Below are 15,568 nucleotides of genomic sequence, written 5' to 3' on the forward strand. Positions count from 1 at the left end.
GGGTGACGTCAGTCGCCGTTGCCCGGCGTCGGCGTCGTCTTCTGGATCTGCATCAGGAACTCGACGTTCGACTTGGTCTGCTTCATCTTGTCGAGGAGCAGCTCGATCGCCTGCTGCTGGTCGAGCGCGTGCAGCACCCGGCGCAGCTTCCACACGACCGCGAGCTCCTCGTTGCCGAGCAGGATCTCTTCCTTACGGGTGCCGGACGCGTCGACGTCCACCGCGGGGAAGATGCGCTTGTCGGCGAGCTTCCGGTCGAGCTTGAGCTCCATGTTGCCGGTGCCCTTGAACTCCTCGAAGATCACCTCGTCCATGCGGGACCCGGTGTCCACCAGGGCGGTGGCGAGGATGGTCAGCGAGCCGCCGTCCTCGATGTTGCGGGCCGCACCGAAGAAGCGCTTCGGCGGGTACAGGGCGGTCGAGTCGACACCACCGGACAGGATGCGGCCGGACGCCGGGGCGGCGAGGTTGTACGCACGGCCCAGACGCGTGATCGAGTCGAGCAGCACGACCACGTCGTGACCCAGCTCCACCAGGCGCTTGGCGCGCTCGATGGCGAGCTCCGCGACCGTGGTGTGGTCCTCGGCCGGGCGGTCGAAGGTCGAGGAGATGACCTCGCCCTTCACCGACCGCTGCATGTCGGTGACCTCTTCCGGACGCTCGTCGACGAGGACGACCATCAGGTGGCACTCGGGGTTGTTGTGCGTGATCGCGTTGGCGATCGCCTGCATGATCATGGTCTTGCCGGTCTTCGGCGGAGCCACGATCAGACCACGCTGGCCCTTACCGATCGGCGACACGAGGTCGATGATGCGGGTGGTCAGCACGCCCGGGTCCGTCTCCAGGCGGAGGCGGTCCTGCGGGTAGAGCGGGGTCAGCTTGTTGAACTCCGGGCGGCCGCGGCCGTGTTCGGGCGCCATGCCGTTGACGGAGTCCAGGCGGACCAGCGCGTTGAACTTCTCGCGCCGCTCGCCTTCCTTGGGCTGGCGGACCGCGCCGGTGATGTGGTCGCCCTTGCGCAGGCCGTTCTTGCGGACCTGGGCGAGGGAGACGTACACGTCGTTCGGGCCCGGCAGGTAGCCGGAGGTCCGGATGAAGGCGTAGTTGTCGAGGATGTCCAGGATGCCCGCGACCGGGATCAGGACGTCGTCCTCGGCGATCTGCGGCTCCTGCACGTCGTCGCGGCCACGGCGGCCACGGCGGTCGCGGTAGCGGCCGCGACGGCCACGGCGGCCGCCTCCGTCGTCGTCGTACCCGTCGTCCTGACGGCCTCCGCCGCCCTGCTGGTTCTGCTGACGGCCGCCGCCCTGGTTCTGCTGCTGGTCGTCGCCCTTGTTGCGGCGGTCGCCGCGGTCACCACGGTCGCCGCGGTCACCACGGTCGCCGCGGTCACGGTCGCGGCCACGCTCGCGGCGGTCGCGGCGGCGGCCCTCGCCGCCCTCGTGGTCGGGCTTGCCCTCGCCCTGCTGGGACTGCTGCTGCTGGCCCGCGGCGTCGGACTTGTTCTCGGTCTTCGCCTCGGCCGCGACCGTCTCGGTCGCGGCGGCCGGGGCGCCCGCGTCGGCGGTGGCGCGACGGCGGCGGCGCTCGGGGGCGCTCTCCGCGGCCTGCTCGGCCTGCTCGGCGGCGGATGCCTTCGGCGAGGGCTGGCCGGGGATCTCGATCTGCTGCTGGGCCGCGGCCTGGTCGGCGGGCGCCTGCTCGTCCTTGGCCTCGGTCTTCTTCTCGGCCGTGTCACCCGTGCGCGTGCGGGAGGTGGCGCGGCGCTTCGGCTTGGTCTCGGCGGACTCGGCCTTGGCCGGGGCGTCCCCGGAAGGGGTGCCTCCACCGGCGGCCTGCGCCTCCTTGATGACCTCGATCAGCTGGCTCTTGCGCATACGCGCCGTGCCCCTGATGCCGAGGCCGGATGCGACCTGCTGCAGCTCGGCCAGCACCATGCCCTCGAGGCCGGTACCGCGGCGCCGCCGGGAGCCGGCACCGGAGGCAGGCGCGGAAGCGTCCGTGGCGGGCGCGGCAGCGGTCTCCTCGACACGTGCGCCCATCAGATCGGTGGTGTCGCTCACGAAGGGTCCTTCCCTGGAGCGGACGTCGGCCTGTCTGGCTCGGCGACCGGTTGTGCTGTCCGGCATCGTTCCCTGATGTGTGGACCGTGCCGGGGCGGTTGTCCGCCTGCGCGGCGGAAGAGATATCTGGTGATGGCGCTACCTCGAGCCGTGGCACCCGGTGTCACGTGGCGTGGTCGCACCGATTCCGAAGCTCCCCCAGAGGGGGTGCCCCCACCTGCGGGCCGTTCAGTGTCCGCGTACGACGTACTGCCCGCGTACGTAGCAGTGAACACAGTGCGGCTTGGGGAGCTCCCGGAAGAATGTCTGTCCCGGACGGGGACACGAGGCACCTCGCCATGGTGGGGTCGGGTGCAGACTTGAGGTTAACACTACCGGATCCAACAAACATTCCCCCTCTCGAAATCCGGCAACCGTGTCAGGTCGCGAGCGGAAGGACGCTCGCTCCCTGGACGTCCAGGCTCAGCCGGTTGGCGGCCCAGTCGGCGCCGGCGAGCGCTTCGACCTTGTCGGCCGTGCCCGCGTCGGCCAGCGCCATGACCGTCGGTCCGGCGCCGGAGATGACCGCGGGGATGCCGTCCCCGCGCAGCCGCTCCACCAGTGCGGCGCTCTCCGGCATCGCCGGGGCGCGGTACTCCTGGTGCAGACGGTCCTCGGTGGCGGGCAGCAGCAGCTCGGGGCGCCGGGTGAGGGCCTCGACGAGCAGGGCGGCACGGCCCGCGTTGGCGGCGGCGTCGACGTGCGGCACGGTGCGCGGGAGCAGTCCGCGCGCGGTCTCGGTGAGGACCGGCTTCGCGGGCACGAAAACCACCGGAACGATGGAATCGGCGGGCTCCATCCTGATCGCCCGGGCGGCGCCGCCCTCCATCCAGGACAGGGTGAAACCGCCGAGCAGGCAGGCCGCGACGTTGTCGGGGTGGCCCTCGATCTCGGTGGCCAGCTCGAGCAGCGCGGTGTCGTCGAGCTTGGCCTCGGCGCCTATGGTCACGGCGCGGGCGGCGACGATCCCGGCGCAGATGGCGGCCGAGGAGGAGCCGAGGCCCCGGCCGTGCGGGATGCGGTTGGCGCAGACGATCTCCAGACCGCGCGGCTGCCCGCCGAGCAGGTCGAAGGCGGTGCGCAGGGAACGTACGAGAAGGTGGCTCTCGTCCCGCGGGAGGGTGTCGCTGCCCTCACCCGCGATGTCGATGTGCAGCCCGGAGTCGGCCACCCGGACGACCACGTCGTCGTAGAGCCCCAGCGACAGGCCGAGGGCGTCGAAGCCCGGGCCGAGGTTGGCGCTGGTGGCGGGGACGCGCACCCGGACGGCGGCGGCGCGGAACGCGGGACCGGCCATCGCTCGAAGACTCTCCTGTAGCTGCGTGGACTGTCGAATGACGTTCGATGGACATTCGATGGCGTACGAGAACCCTGGGGCCGCCGCCGACCGGGCTGGCCGGCCGCTGCCGGGCCGTCCCGGGTCACTGGCGGGACCCTGGGGACGGCGCACTGCCGCGGCATATGCGGCGGGCGGGTTCCCTACAGCCTATCGAAGGAAGGTTCACCTGCGACATAGGGCGCACAGGAGGCGCACGATGCGTGTCGCAAGCCCCCTGTGCACCCCCCGTAGGGAGCGTCCCCGGGCAGGCGCGTCCTTACGCCGTTTGTGCGGTTCGCGGCGGCGGAAACGCGCGGCTTCCGCCACCGCGGAGCACGGGCACGGCGGACCGGACGGCACCGGGTGCCGTGGGTCAGACGAGACCGAGCCGCTGGGCGGCGGTCGCGGCGTCGACCGGGACGGTGACCGGCTGCGGGGCGCCGGCGACGGCCCAGTCGGGGTCCTTCAGACCGTTGCCGGTGACCGTGCAGACGATCGTCTGGCCCGGGTCGACCCGGCCCTGCTCGGCGGCCTTCAGCAGACCGGCGACCGACGCGGCGGACGCGGGCTCGACGAAGACGCCCTCCTGGGAGGCCAGCAGCCGGTAGGCGCGCAGGATCTCACGGTCCGTCACCTCGTCGATGCGGCCGCCGGATTCGTCCCGCGCGGCGAGCGCGAGCTGCCACGAGGCGGGGTTGCCGATACGGATCGCGGTGGCGATCGTCGACGGGTCCTTGACGACCTCGCCGCGCACGATCGGGGCGCTGCCGGAGGCCTGGAAGCCCCACATGCGCGGGGTACGGGAGGCGACGCCGTCGGCGGCGTACTCCTTGTAGCCCTTCCAGTACGCGGTGATGTTGCCCGCGTTGCCCACCGGCAGGACGTGGATGTCGGGGGCGTCGCCCAGCATGTCCACGATCTCGAAGGCGGCGGTCTTCTGGCCCTCGATGCGCACCGGATTGACCGAATTGACCAGCGCCACCGGGTAGTTGTCGCTGAGCGAGCGGGCCAGCGTGAGGCAGTCGTCGAAGTTGCCGTCGACCTGGAGGATCTTCGCGCCGTGCACGAGGGCCTGGCCCATCTTGCCCAGCGCGATCTTGCCCTGGGGCACCAGCACGGCGGAGACCATGCCGGCCCGCACGCCGTACGCGGCCGCGGAGGCGGAGGTGTTGCCGGTGGAGGCGCAGATGACCGCCTTCGCCCCCTCCTCCTTCGCCTTGGAGATGGCCATCGTCATGCCGCGGTCCTTGAAGGACCCGGTCGGGTTCGCGCCCTCGACCTTGAGGTGGACCTCGCAGCCGGTGCGCTCGGAGAGCACCTGCGCGGGCACGAGCGGCGTACCGCCCTCACGGAGCGTCACGACCGGCGTGGTGTCCGACACCGGAAGCCGGTCCCGGTACTCCTCGATGATTCCGCGCCACTGGTGGGTCATTGCTGGTTACTCTCCTTCAACCCGCATGATGCTGGCGACACCACGCACGGTGTCGAGCTTGCGCAACGCCTCCACGGTCCCGCCGAGGGCCGCGTCGGACGCGCGGTGGGTGACGACGACGAGCGACGCCTCCCCGTCCTTGCCTTGCTGGCGGACCGTGTCGATCGAGACACCGTGCTCCGCGAACACGGTGGCGACCTGGGCGAGAACACCCGGTTTGTCGGCCACGTCCAGGCTGATGTGGTAGCGCGTGACGACCTCGCCCATCGGCGAGACGGGCAGCGCCGCATAGGCGGACTCGCCGGGGCCGGTGGTGCCGCCGAGCCGGTTGCGGCCGACCGCGACCAGGTCGCCGAGCACGGCGGAGGCGGTCGGGGAGCCGCCCGCGCCGGGGCCGTAGAACATCAGCTGCCCGGAGGCGTCGGACTCGACGAACACGGCGTTGTAGGCGCCGCGCACGGAGGCCAGCGGGTGGCTGAGCGGGATCATCGCCGGGTGCACGCGCGCGGTGACCGACCGGCCGTCCTCGGCCCGCTCGCAGATGGCGAGCAGCTTGATGGTGCAGCCCATCTCCTTGGCGGAGGCGAAGTCCGCGGCCGTCACCTCGGTCATGCCCTCGCGGTAGACGTCGTCGAGGCGCACGCGCGTGTGGAAGGCGATCCCGGCGAGGATGGCGGCCTTGGCGGCGGCGTCGAAGCCCTCGACGTCGGCGGTCGGGTCGGCCTCCGCGTACCCCAGGGCGGTGGCCTCGTCGAGGGCCTCCTGGTAACCCGCCCCCGTGCTGTCCATCTTGTCGAGGATGAAGTTGGTGGTGCCGTTGACGATGCCGAGCACCCGGTTGACCTTGTCGCCGGCGAGGGACTCGCGCAGCGGGCGGATCAGCGGGATGGCGCCGGCGACGGCGGCCTCGTAGTAGAGGTCCTTGCCGTGCTCCTCGGCGGCGGCGTGCAGCGCGGCGCCGTCCTGGGCGAGGAGGGCCTTGTTGGCGGAGACGACGGAGGCGCCGTGCTCGAAGGCGGTGGTGATGAGGGTCCGGGCGGGCTCGATGCCGCCGATGACCTCCACGACGATGTCGAGGTCGCCGCGTTTGACCAGCGCGGTCGCGTCGGTGGTGATCAGCGCGGGGTCGATGCCCTCGCGTACCTTGTCCGGCCGCCGTACGGCCACGCCGGCGAGCTCGACCGGGGCGCCGATACGGGCGGCGAGGTCGTCGGCGTGCGTCGTCATGATGCGCGCCACCTCTGAGCCGACCACTCCACAGCCCAGCAGCGCCACCTTCAGCGGACGCGTACGCATCATCCGACCTCGTTTCCTGATTACCGTCTCGGTTGCACCAGTCTCACTCACCGAACGGGACTTTCTGTGCAAAGTCCGGATCGTGAGACATCTATTTCATTTCCATGACCGCGCCGGCGAAAGATCTTCCGCCGGCGCGGATCCCTGTCCGGGGCCCTTCTCCGGGGCCCTTCTCCGGGGGCCTCTCATCCGACGTCGAGCCGGAGCAGGTCCTCCTCCGTCTCACGCCGGACGATGACGCGCGCCTGGCCGTCCTTCACGGCGACCACCGGCGGCCGCAGCACATGGTTGTAGTTGCTGGCCATGGACCGGCAGTACGCCCCGGTCGCCGGCACGGCGATCAGGTCGCCCGGCGCCAGGTCGCTCGGCAGGAACGCGTCCTTCACCACGATGTCACCGCTCTCGCAGTGCTTGCCGACGACCCGCGTGAGCATGGGCTCGGCGTCGGACGAGCGGGAGACGAGGGCGACGCTGTACTCGGCGTCGTACAGGGCGGTGCGGATGTTGTCCGACATCCCGCCGTCGACGGACACGTACGTGCGCAGCCCGTCGAGCGGCTTGACGGTGCCGACCTCGTACAGCGTGAAGGCGGTGGGGCCCACGATGGCGCGCCCCGGCTCGACGGAAATGCGGGGCGTGCGCAGCTTCGCCGCTTCGCACTCACGGGTGACGATCTCGCTGAGCGCCTTGGCGATCTCGTGGGGCTCGCGGGGGTCGTCGTCGCTGGTGTACGCGATGCCGAGGCCGCCGCCGAGGTCGATCTCGGGCAGCTCGACGCCGTGCTCGTCGCGGATGTCCTTCAGCAGGCCGACGACGCGGTGCGCGGCGACCTCGAAGCCGGACATGTCGAAGATCTGCGAGCCGATGTGCGAGTGGATGCCGATGACCTCGAGGCTGTCGAGCTGCAGCGCGCGCCGCACGGCCTCGGCGGCCTGCCCGCCGGCCAGCGGGATGCCGAACTTCTGGTCCTCGTGGGCGGTGGCGATGAACTCGTGGGTGTGCGCCTCGACGCCGACGGTGACGCGGATCTGCACGCGCTGCCGCGTGCCCAGCTCACGGGCGATGTGGGCGACCCGGACGATCTCCTGGAAGGAGTCGAGCACAATCCGCCCCACCCCGGCCTCGACGGCGCGGCGGATCTCGGCGGCGGACTTGTTGTTGCCGTGGAAGGCGATGCGCTCGGCGGGCATCCCGGCGGACAGCGCGGTGGCCAGCTCGCCGCCGGAGCAGACGTCGAGGTTCAGCCCCTCCTCGTTCAGCCAGCGCACGACGGCCCGGGACAGGAACGCCTTGCCGGCGTAGAACACGTCGGCGTTCTCCCCGAAGGCGGTGCGCCAGGCGCGGGCCCGGGAGCGGAAGTCGTCCTCGTCGAGGACGTAGGCGGGGGTGCCGTACTCCTCGGCGAGCCGCTTGACGTCGATCCCGCCGACGGTGAGGACCCCGTGCTCGTCGCGGGTGACGGTCTGGGACCACACCTTGGGATCGAGGGCGTTGGGGTCGGCCGGGGGCGCGAGGTAGTGCCCCTCGGGGAGGACGTCGGCGTGACGGGGCCCGGCGGGGTGTGCGGAACGGCTCATGGCAGGTCTTGGGCTTCCTAGAGATGTTCGGGTGCGTCGATGCCGAGCAGGGTGAGGCCGCCGGCCAGCACCGTCCCGGCGGCTTCGGCGAGGGCGAGCCGGGCACGGTGGGCGGCCGAGGGTTTCTCGTCGCCGAGAGGCAGGACGGAGGGCAGCAGGGGCGCGAGCGCGTCGGCGACGGCGACGAGGTGCCGGGCGAGCCGGTCGGGGGCGCGGTGGGCGGCGGTGGCGGCGAGGACGCGGGGGTGGTCGGCGAGGGTGTGGAGGAGGGCGTCCACGTCTGTGCCGACGGGGCCGGGGTCGGGGGTGAAGCCGAGGTCGGCGGCGTTGCGGAGGAGGGCGCGGGTACGGGCGTGGGCGTACCGGACGCGGAAGAGGGGGTTGGTCTCGCGCTGGGCAAGGTGCTGGTCGTCCTGGCCGCCGCCGAGGTGGGGGCGGTCGTGCGGGGCGGGGTGGAGGAGGGCCCAGCGGGCGGCGTCGCGGCCGAGGGGGGTGGGGTCGGCGGGGGCGGGGACGGGGCGGAGGGGGTCCCTGCCGGGCCGTACGTGGATGTCTCTGGGTATTACGTGGATGTCTCTGGGTACGCCGAGGATGCGAACCCAGGCGTCCTCGGGAGCGCGGGTGCAGTGCAGCTCGGGGCGGGCGCCCTGGGACCGCAGGACGCGGGCGACGGAGTCCATGAGAACGAGGGCGCGGACCTCGGGGGCGGCGTGGAGTTCGATCGCCTGCCCGGCGAGGGCGTCGCTGTGCCCGTACCGGGGGCCGGCGCGGAGGATGTCGCCCACGAGGCGGGCGTCGGAACCGCCGGCGAGGGAGATGTTGAGGAACCCGGGTCCGGTGACGACGACGTCGCTGATGCCGTCGGCGTCGAGGAGGCGGGTGCGCAGCACCTCGGCGACGGCGGGGGCGGGCTGTCCGGCCGGGCGCGCGAGCTGGAGGGCGACGTTGGTGGCGTAGTCGCCGCAGCCACCGGGCCCGGGGGGCGCGACGACGACCCGCTCGGGCACCACGGCCACGGCGAGTTCTCCCTCGTCGACGGCACGACGCACCGCGTGCAGCACGGTGCGGGAGAGCTCGACGGGGGTCACGGGACAAGCGTAGGCGAGGAGGGGGGTGGGTATGCGAACGGGTTCGGCGGGTGTCCCGGGATGTGGACGGGGGTGGACGGGTCCGGTCGGGCGCGGACGGGCGTGAAGGTGCGCGGACGGGGGTGAAGGTGGGCGGACGGGGGTGGACGGCTAGGCGTGCCCGGCGGCGGCCTCGGTGTCCCCACTCCCCCGCACCCGCCCGGCCGTGCTCGTGTCGATGAGCGACTGCACGACCCGGACGAGCTCCTGCGGGTCGAAGGGCTTGGCGAGGAAGGCGTCGACGCCGACGTCGAGTCCGCTCTCGACCTCGTGCTGGGTGCAGGCGCTGACGATGACGAGGGGGATGCCGGCGGTACGGGGGTCGGAGCGCAGGCGCCCGGCGGTTCTGAGCCCGTTGAGCCGGGGCATGACGACGTCCAGGGTGATGAGGTCGGGCCGCACGTGATGCACGACTTCCAGACACTCGGCACCATCGGCCGCGGTCACCACCTCGATGCCCTCCAGCTCGAGGTTGACCCTGATCAACTGCCGGATGACCTTGTTGTCGTCGACGACAAGAACCCGGCCCGAAGTGCTCGGCACGACTCGAGAGTAGGTCGACACCGGCCACCGCGTCCGGCGTTTCCCCACTTCCACCCCGACCGGGGTACGGGCCGCACGGGGAGCCGACCGGGGTACGGGCCGCACGGGGGGCCGACGAGGACGGACGTCGCGGGACGCGGAAAGTGGTTCATGACCACCCCGGGAGAACTGGTAGTGTTCTACCCGTCGCCGCGATCACCGCGACCGACACGCCCCCGTAGCTCAGGGGATAGAGCAACGGCCTCCGGAGCCGTGTGCGCAGGTTCGAATCCTGCCGGGGGCACCCCTTATGAGGTGCCCAAAGACCCCGTCACCAGCGGAAACGCTGAGGCCGGGGTCTTCGCGTATGTGCAGGCGTAGGTCGCTCGGAGCGGGGCTATGTCGGGGTCCGTGGACTATTCGTGGACAGGTCTGGGAGCGTCTGCCCAGGTCAGTCCCCACAATCGAGGAACCGCTTCCCGGCGTCCGACCACTCGTCGCGGCGTTATCGTCTCGCCCCGTCAGCCGCGGCCAAAGATCCGAGAGCTTCATCGCCGAGACGTCCGAAGCATCGAGCGGTGCAGCCCAGACACAGGCTGGCTAGCCCACGCACCAGCCTTCAGGCACCAGTGCCCGACGTACTCACCATCGTCGTCGTTCAGCGCGGTCTCAACCAGGACAGTCACTGCTTCACCTCCTGCCTAGTGGTCAAGGGGAGCTCGCTCCAACGTCTCGGCCACCACCTCGTAAGGCAGCGCCGGAGGATTCTCAAAACTCGGATGCGAATGTCCCCCGCGAGACTGCGTGCCCGCGCCAACCACACTCAACCGGCAAGATCGAGGCGAGCGCAGCCTGATGCGGCTCTAGCTGTGCTGACCGGGCAGGTTGGTGACGCGGCTGGCTGGTGGGTGGCCGCCGATGCCGGTGTGGGGGCGGTGGTAGTTGTACCAGTGCAGCCAGTCGGTGAACGCTTCCCTGCGCTCGTGGTCTGAGGTGTAGGGCCGCTGGTAGGCCCATTCGTCGAGCAGGGTGCGGTGGAAGCGTTCGACCTTGCCGTTGGTCTGGGGCCGCCAAGGCCTGGTCCAGCGGGGGCTGATGCCCAGGTCGCGGCAGGTGTCACGCCAGGTGTTCTTGCTGTAGGCCCAGGCGTTGTCGGTCAGGACCCGCTCGATGCGGATGCCCAGCGATGCGAAGTAGGCCGTGGCCCGGACGAGGAAAGCTGCGCAGGTCGGGGCGGTCTCGTCGGGCAGGTCCTCGGTGTAGGCGATCCGGCTGTGGTCGTCGAGGGCGGTATGCAGGTAGGCCCAGCCGGCGCCGTTGGTCCGGCTGCGGTGGCCGTCGGCCCGGCCGAGGGTCTTGTGGCCGCCGCCGTCGGGGATCCTGCCGAGCTTCTTGACGTCGATGTGGACCAGTTCGCCGGGTCGGGCGCGTTCGTAGCGGCGGACGGGTTCGCCGGTGGCCCGGTCCAGGGCCCTCAGAGGCGGCTGGCCGTGCCGCTGGAGGATGCGGTGGGCGGTGGAGGCCGCGATGTGGCACCGGACGGCCAGCCGCAGCGGGCCGATGCGGTGTTCGCGCCGGAGCCGGAGGACTTCCATCTCGATCTCGGCCGGCGTCCTGCGGGGCTGGTGGTGGGGCCGGCTGGAGCGGTCGTTCATTCCGGCGACGCCGAGCTGCCGGTAGCGGGTGGCCCAGCGGGCGGCGGTGGTGTGGCTGACCTGGAAACGCTCGGCAGCCCGGCGCAGCGGCCAGCCGTCGTCGACGACACAGCGGGCCAGGCGAAGACGCCCGGTCTCGGTCAGCGGGGCATTACGGTGGGGCACGAGGGCCTCCTCGGATCGGTGCAGATGTCGCAATCCACACCGAACCCGGAGGCCCTCACCCGTTCAAGAACCCAGCACGCGTGTCACCAACGTCCCCGGACAACACATCTAGCTGCTGTACCAGAGTGGTTGACCGATGTGTGAACAACTCCCCCGGGGAACTGTCCGTGCCGCACAATGAAGCATCGGTGATTGGAAGTCAGGGGGCGCGGTGGCACTGGTACACGTTCACGGGATCGGGAACCGGAAGGCCGACGCCGTGAGGCGCTCTGCCGCACTGCGCGACGAACTGTTGCGCAGTCACCTCCTCCCCGCGACCGGCCACTCCCCCGGCGCTCTGCTGTCCAGCCCCTGGTGGGGCGAGCTCGTTGCGGAACCGGCTTGGGGGTGGGCCTCGCTAGCCACGGACGAGGTGGAGTCGCTGGGCGGCGAAAGCGAGGAGCCGCTGGAGGAGGCAGTGACGCAGGCTCTGGCAGACGCCGGCGTCAGGCCGGGAGAGCGGGACGCCGAACAGGTCCTGACGGCGACCGCCCGCGTCTCGTTGCAGCAGGCGATCGATCTGCTCGCGCTGGCGGGCGGCGACGATGAAGAGGAATCCGAGCCGGGCGCCCTCTCGGAGTTGGTGGCCTTCTGCGCGCGGGCCACCGCGTACTGGTCTGAGAAGACCAACGAGGGCACCCGGGGCGACGGCGCGAATTTCTTCGCCTGGCTCAGGGGAGTCAAGAACGACGACGAATTCCTCGATCGCCTCCACGACAAGATCACCGACTGGGAGCGCAGCACCAATCGTGGCCCGGTCGAGTCGGGCCCTCGGTCCTGGGAGAGCTTCGGCGACGTAAGCGGCCTGCCCGCCCGTGCCGTCCGGGCGGTGCCCAGGCTGCGCGCCCTCGAAGTCTCCGTTCGCACGCGCCTCATAGCCGCCGGCGTCCGTCGCTGGGCCGCTCGCCCGACAGCGCTGCTAATTGGTGACGTCATGGGCTACTTCGCCGAGCGCGGCACCCTGGAAACGCCTGGCCGGATCGTAAAGCGGATCGCTGACTCGCTCGACGAGGCAGCGCGGGACGCCACGCTGCGCCGGGAGCCGCTGGTGGTACTCGCCCACAGCATGGGCGGCAACATCGTCCATGACGTGCTATCCCACTTCCGGCCCGACGTGCGGGTGGATCTGCTGGTGACGGTGGGCACCCAGGTCGGTCTCTTTGAGGAGCTCAAGCTCTTCGCGTCCAGCGACCACAAGGTGCCGAACCCGCGATGCCCCAAGGTCACCGCGCTGCCAAATGTGGGCCGCTGGCTCAACGTCCTAGACCGGTCCGACCCGCTGGCGTTCGCGGCCGCGCCGATCTTCGCGGGTGCAGAGGACCTGGTCTTCCGCACCGGCGCCTGGTGGGCACACGGGGCCTATCTCACGTCCTGCGACTTCCACGCGCGGCTGGCGCGCAGGGTGGGGCAGCTGGCGTGACCACGGTTTGGGAGAGCGACCTCGCGGGACCCGCCGTACACGCGCTGGTGATCGGGGTCGGCGCATATGACTGGTTTCTCGGCGGCACACGGCATGAGAAGGGCCGCAGGGGCGACTGGCTTTCCAAAGAGTTCACCCAGTTGGCTTCTCCTCCGGTATCCGCGCGTGCGCTGTGCGAAGGACTGCTCGAGGGATTTCGGGACCTACCCGGCGGACTATCGCTCGGCAGTCTCGAAGCGGTCGTCTCGGCCAAGGAGCAGATGATCCTCAAGGGTGAGGACGGCGCGGAGGTGCCCCTCGGACCAGCCACCTTGGAGGGCGTGGAGGAAGCTTTCCATGCCTGGTACGACAGGTGTGACAGCGACCCGGACAACGTAGCGTTGTTCTTTTTCTGCGGCCACGGGGTCCAGGTCGGAAGGGGCCCCCAGATCCTCCTGCTGCAGGACACGGGTAAGAACGTGCACGGCTACTTCCGCACCGCGCTGGAACTCGACGCCTTGGTGGAGGGCATGGAGGAGAACAGCGCCCGGATTCAGTGCTTCTTTGTCGACGCCTGCCGCTTCGCTCCAGAACGGCTGTACCGCGAGAAAGAAGTTCGCGCTACACAACTGCTGGAGCCCCTGGGCCGGCCGATCACCCGCGACAGAGTCGTTCTCCATTCCACCCAGCGGGGCGCTAAGGCGCACGGCCCGCTGGAAGGGGAAGGAGCCACCCGCTTCACCGAGGCGGTCTTGCGTGCCTTGCTCACACCCGAGTCAGACGCCGCTGGTGAGGCGTGGACGGTGACCACGGACACTGTGGGGAAGTTCGTGCGCGAGCTTATGGCCTGGCCGGGTCTGCGGCCGGACGGCATCGTCATGCCAGAGCAGCACTGCGACTTTTCCTCGCTGAGCACGAGCAAGGGCGGCGTTCTCTTCTCGTTCGACGAGGCTCCCCCGGTCCCCTTCCACTTCGATACCTCGCCCGGGGAGCCGCTGTCCGAGGCCGAGTGGGCCCTCATGGATCGGGAGACCCGGGAGCTGTACGCGTCCCGCCCGCCGATGCCGGAACCCTGGATCGGAGACGGCCCCATCGGCTGGGCCCGAGTCGAAGTGTCATTCGCCGACGGTCGCTTCCGGGGGCGCAGCGATGACGTCTGGATGCAGGCACCCTGCCGCGCACGGAAGGTGGAGGTGGAGGAGCTGTGAGCGTGGCTACGGCACGGGTCGACATCGTTGCTCCCGCGGTGCCTGGTGCCGTGCCTGGCACGGTAGTCGGCGCAGCCGAGATCCTCGATCGCGGCAACCGCCGGCTGGGGCGCGTCCCATTGCGCGCCGGAGTACCTACCCCGGTGGAGATACCGCATGAGGAACGGTGCCTGGTGCACGGCTGGTCCCCCTATCTGTCGGTCCAGCCCGTTGTGGTGACCGGCGGCCGCACCCGGCAGGCCGTACTCTCCGCGCGACGCGCGAACGGGAACAGCCCGCACGATAAGGAGTCTCACCGGGCCTCGAATGGCTGGGTCCGGTTGTGGGGGCAGGAGCCGGACGGCCGATGGACCGTGCGGGACCCGTCAGACATGGCGACAGGCGAGGCTGCGACGAACGGGGTCTCGACAGTGGCCACTCCGCTGGGCGGCCCCTCAGTCCTGCAGGTCGGCGGAGGCCGACGGCGGCCGGTGTGCACGCTGGTACCGGAGGGATCCCTATTCACTCTGCGGCCGGCCGAGCGTCGGCCGCAGGGCCGGGTGGAGATCCGCCCCGTCGCGGACTCGGGTTTCACCCTGCTGGAGGCGCTACGACTCGGGGAGTGGGGCTGGGCCACCGTCGTAGCGCGAGTCTGGTGGGACGAGCCCGGGGTACGAGGCACTCCACTCTTTGACCTGGCGGTGGCCTACCTCGCATGCCGACGCGGCGACCTGGAGCGGGCCGGTCGGTGGCTGCGGGAGACCCGGCACCGCCATGCGACAGGCCCGGCCCGGATCGACGTCCTGGCCGTCGACGCATGGCTCGCCCGGCGCAACGGTAAGTGGCGGGACCTCGCCCGGGTCCTCGACCAACTCGCTGATGCGGGAGGGGCACCACTGGTTGCCGAGGGACTGGACCTGCTCGCCGCGGAGCTGGCCCGCCCAGCGCTGGACCCGCGGGCACCGGAGCCGGGTAATGCACGCCGCCATCTGGCCCCTTACTTGCGCGCATCGCTGCCGTCGTCGCTCTCCTCCTTCACCGCCGCTCACCCGGAGCAACCCGAGCCCCGACCTCCTGTGAGAGCGCCGCGGCCCGGCGAGTCGTTGCCCTTCCGGGTGGAGAGGAACACAAGCGCCCTACGAATCCAGTGGCGTGCACTGAGCGGCACTCCGGCGTACGAAGGGCCTTACGAACTCGCCACCGATATGGCGGCGCTCCCGCACGAGCCCGGTCTGATGGTCAGCGAGCCGGAAGAACTCCGCAGGCGGCTAATCGTCGAAGCCGAGGACCCGATGGTGCTCTGGCGGCTGTCCCACACGCTGTTTAACGAGGGGATGGCCGCAGAGGTATCCCTTGTGCCGGGCCGCACCGCGATCTCGGTGGCGTTGTCGGAACCGCGGGTGGGTCCAGTGGCGGCCCTTCTGACCCGTCTGCTGAGGCATGGCCAGGTGCGGCGCTTGGGACTCCGTGTGGGCGGCGCGCGCCGGGAGCTTGACGTCACGGACGCTGCCGAGGCGGAGCAGATTTTGGCCATGCTGCTACGAGAGGGCCGCCGGCCGTCGCCATAGGGGCCCGCCTATGTTCTCACCAGCATGACGCACAACGCGCCGTCCGGATCACCATCCGGACGGCGCGTCACAACAGAGCGAACGTTGTCTGATGCAGGCTTAGCAACGAGCAACACCAGGATGCGGCTGAGATACGCCGAAGCCCCCGGCCCATATGACCTGCAGGTTAACGACCTACAGG

At 70.7% G+C, this 15,568-nt stretch carries 11 protein-coding genes and 1 tRNA gene; 4 read left to right on the forward strand and 8 right to left on the reverse strand.

The window, feature by feature from the left end:
- Positions 1–8 precede the first annotated feature (8 nt).
- From rho to ACQY0Z_RS00515, 7 genes are all read right to left on the reverse strand, one after another.
- Positions 9–2,063 (reverse strand): transcription termination factor Rho, encoded by a 2,055-nt coding sequence (rho, locus tag ACQY0Z_RS00485; protein WP_439811659.1) that lies wholly within the window; start codon positions 2,061–2,063, stop codon positions 9–11.
- A 418-nt stretch (positions 2,064–2,481) separates the two neighbouring features.
- Complete coding sequence (gene thrB, locus ACQY0Z_RS00490; protein ID WP_254586950.1) at positions 2,482–3,399, reverse strand: homoserine kinase; 918 nt, start codon at positions 3,397–3,399, stop codon at positions 2,482–2,484.
- 394 nt (positions 3,400–3,793) lie between these two features.
- The gene (thrC, locus tag ACQY0Z_RS00495) at positions 3,794–4,852 is read right to left on the reverse strand and encodes a threonine synthase (protein ID WP_189904707.1); all 1,059 of its coding nucleotides are present in this window, start codon (positions 4,850–4,852) and stop codon (positions 3,794–3,796) included.
- A gap of 6 nt (positions 4,853–4,858) precedes the next feature.
- Positions 4,859–6,151 carry a homoserine dehydrogenase gene (locus tag ACQY0Z_RS00500; RefSeq protein WP_189904710.1) on the reverse strand — a complete coding sequence of 431 codons (1,293 nt, stop codon included), beginning with the start codon at positions 6,149–6,151 and terminating at the stop codon, positions 4,859–4,861.
- Between the two features lie 182 nt (positions 6,152–6,333).
- Positions 6,334–7,725, reverse strand: a complete 1,392-nt coding sequence (lysA, locus tag ACQY0Z_RS00505; protein WP_266475210.1) for a diaminopimelate decarboxylase — start codon at positions 7,723–7,725, stop codon at positions 6,334–6,336.
- 17 nt (positions 7,726–7,742) lie between these two features.
- Positions 7,743–8,813, reverse strand: a complete 1,071-nt coding sequence (nrtL, locus tag ACQY0Z_RS00510) for an ArgS-related anticodon-binding protein NrtL (RefSeq protein WP_439811660.1) — start codon at positions 8,811–8,813, stop codon at positions 7,743–7,745.
- Between the two features lie 150 nt (positions 8,814–8,963).
- Positions 8,964–9,443: a response regulator gene (locus tag ACQY0Z_RS00515; protein ID WP_439813334.1), complete on the reverse strand. Its 480-nt coding sequence runs from the start codon at positions 9,441–9,443 to the stop codon at positions 8,964–8,966.
- A 163-nt stretch (positions 9,444–9,606) separates the two neighbouring features.
- On the opposite strand from ACQY0Z_RS00515, the gene ACQY0Z_RS00520 reads away from it, so the two are divergent.
- A tRNA-Arg gene (locus ACQY0Z_RS00520) sits at positions 9,607–9,678 on the forward strand.
- Between the two features lie 559 nt (positions 9,679–10,237).
- Here the strand turns inward: ACQY0Z_RS00520 and ACQY0Z_RS00525 are convergent.
- Positions 10,238–11,194 carry an IS481 family transposase gene (locus ACQY0Z_RS00525; RefSeq protein WP_439811661.1) on the reverse strand — a complete coding sequence of 319 codons (957 nt, stop codon included), beginning with the start codon at positions 11,192–11,194 and terminating at the stop codon, positions 10,238–10,240.
- 412 nt (positions 11,195–11,606) lie between these two features.
- Here ACQY0Z_RS00525 and ACQY0Z_RS00530 point away from each other — a divergent pair, with 412 nt between their 5' ends.
- The 3 genes from ACQY0Z_RS00530 (at position 11,607) to ACQY0Z_RS00540 (ending at position 15,387) form a co-directional block, all read left to right on the forward strand.
- A complete protein-coding gene (locus ACQY0Z_RS00530) occupies positions 11,607–12,653 on the forward strand; it encodes a hypothetical protein (protein WP_439811662.1) in 1,047 nt (348 codons plus the stop codon).
- Positions 12,650–13,840: a caspase family protein gene (locus tag ACQY0Z_RS00535; protein ID WP_439811663.1), complete on the forward strand. Its 1,191-nt coding sequence runs from the start codon at positions 12,650–12,652 to the stop codon at positions 13,838–13,840. The genes ACQY0Z_RS00530 and ACQY0Z_RS00535 overlap by 4 nt, the downstream gene beginning before the upstream one ends.
- A 680-nt stretch (positions 13,841–14,520) precedes the next feature.
- Positions 14,521–15,387 (forward strand): hypothetical protein, encoded by an 867-nt coding sequence (locus ACQY0Z_RS00540; RefSeq protein ID WP_439811664.1) that lies wholly within the window; start codon positions 14,521–14,523, stop codon positions 15,385–15,387.
- The last annotated feature ends 181 nt before the right edge of the window (positions 15,388–15,568 follow it).

The sequence above is a fragment of the Streptomyces sp. P9-2 genome, assembly GCF_051903975.1.
GTDB lineage: Bacteria > Actinomycetota > Actinomycetes > Streptomycetales > Streptomycetaceae > Streptomyces > Streptomyces cellulosae.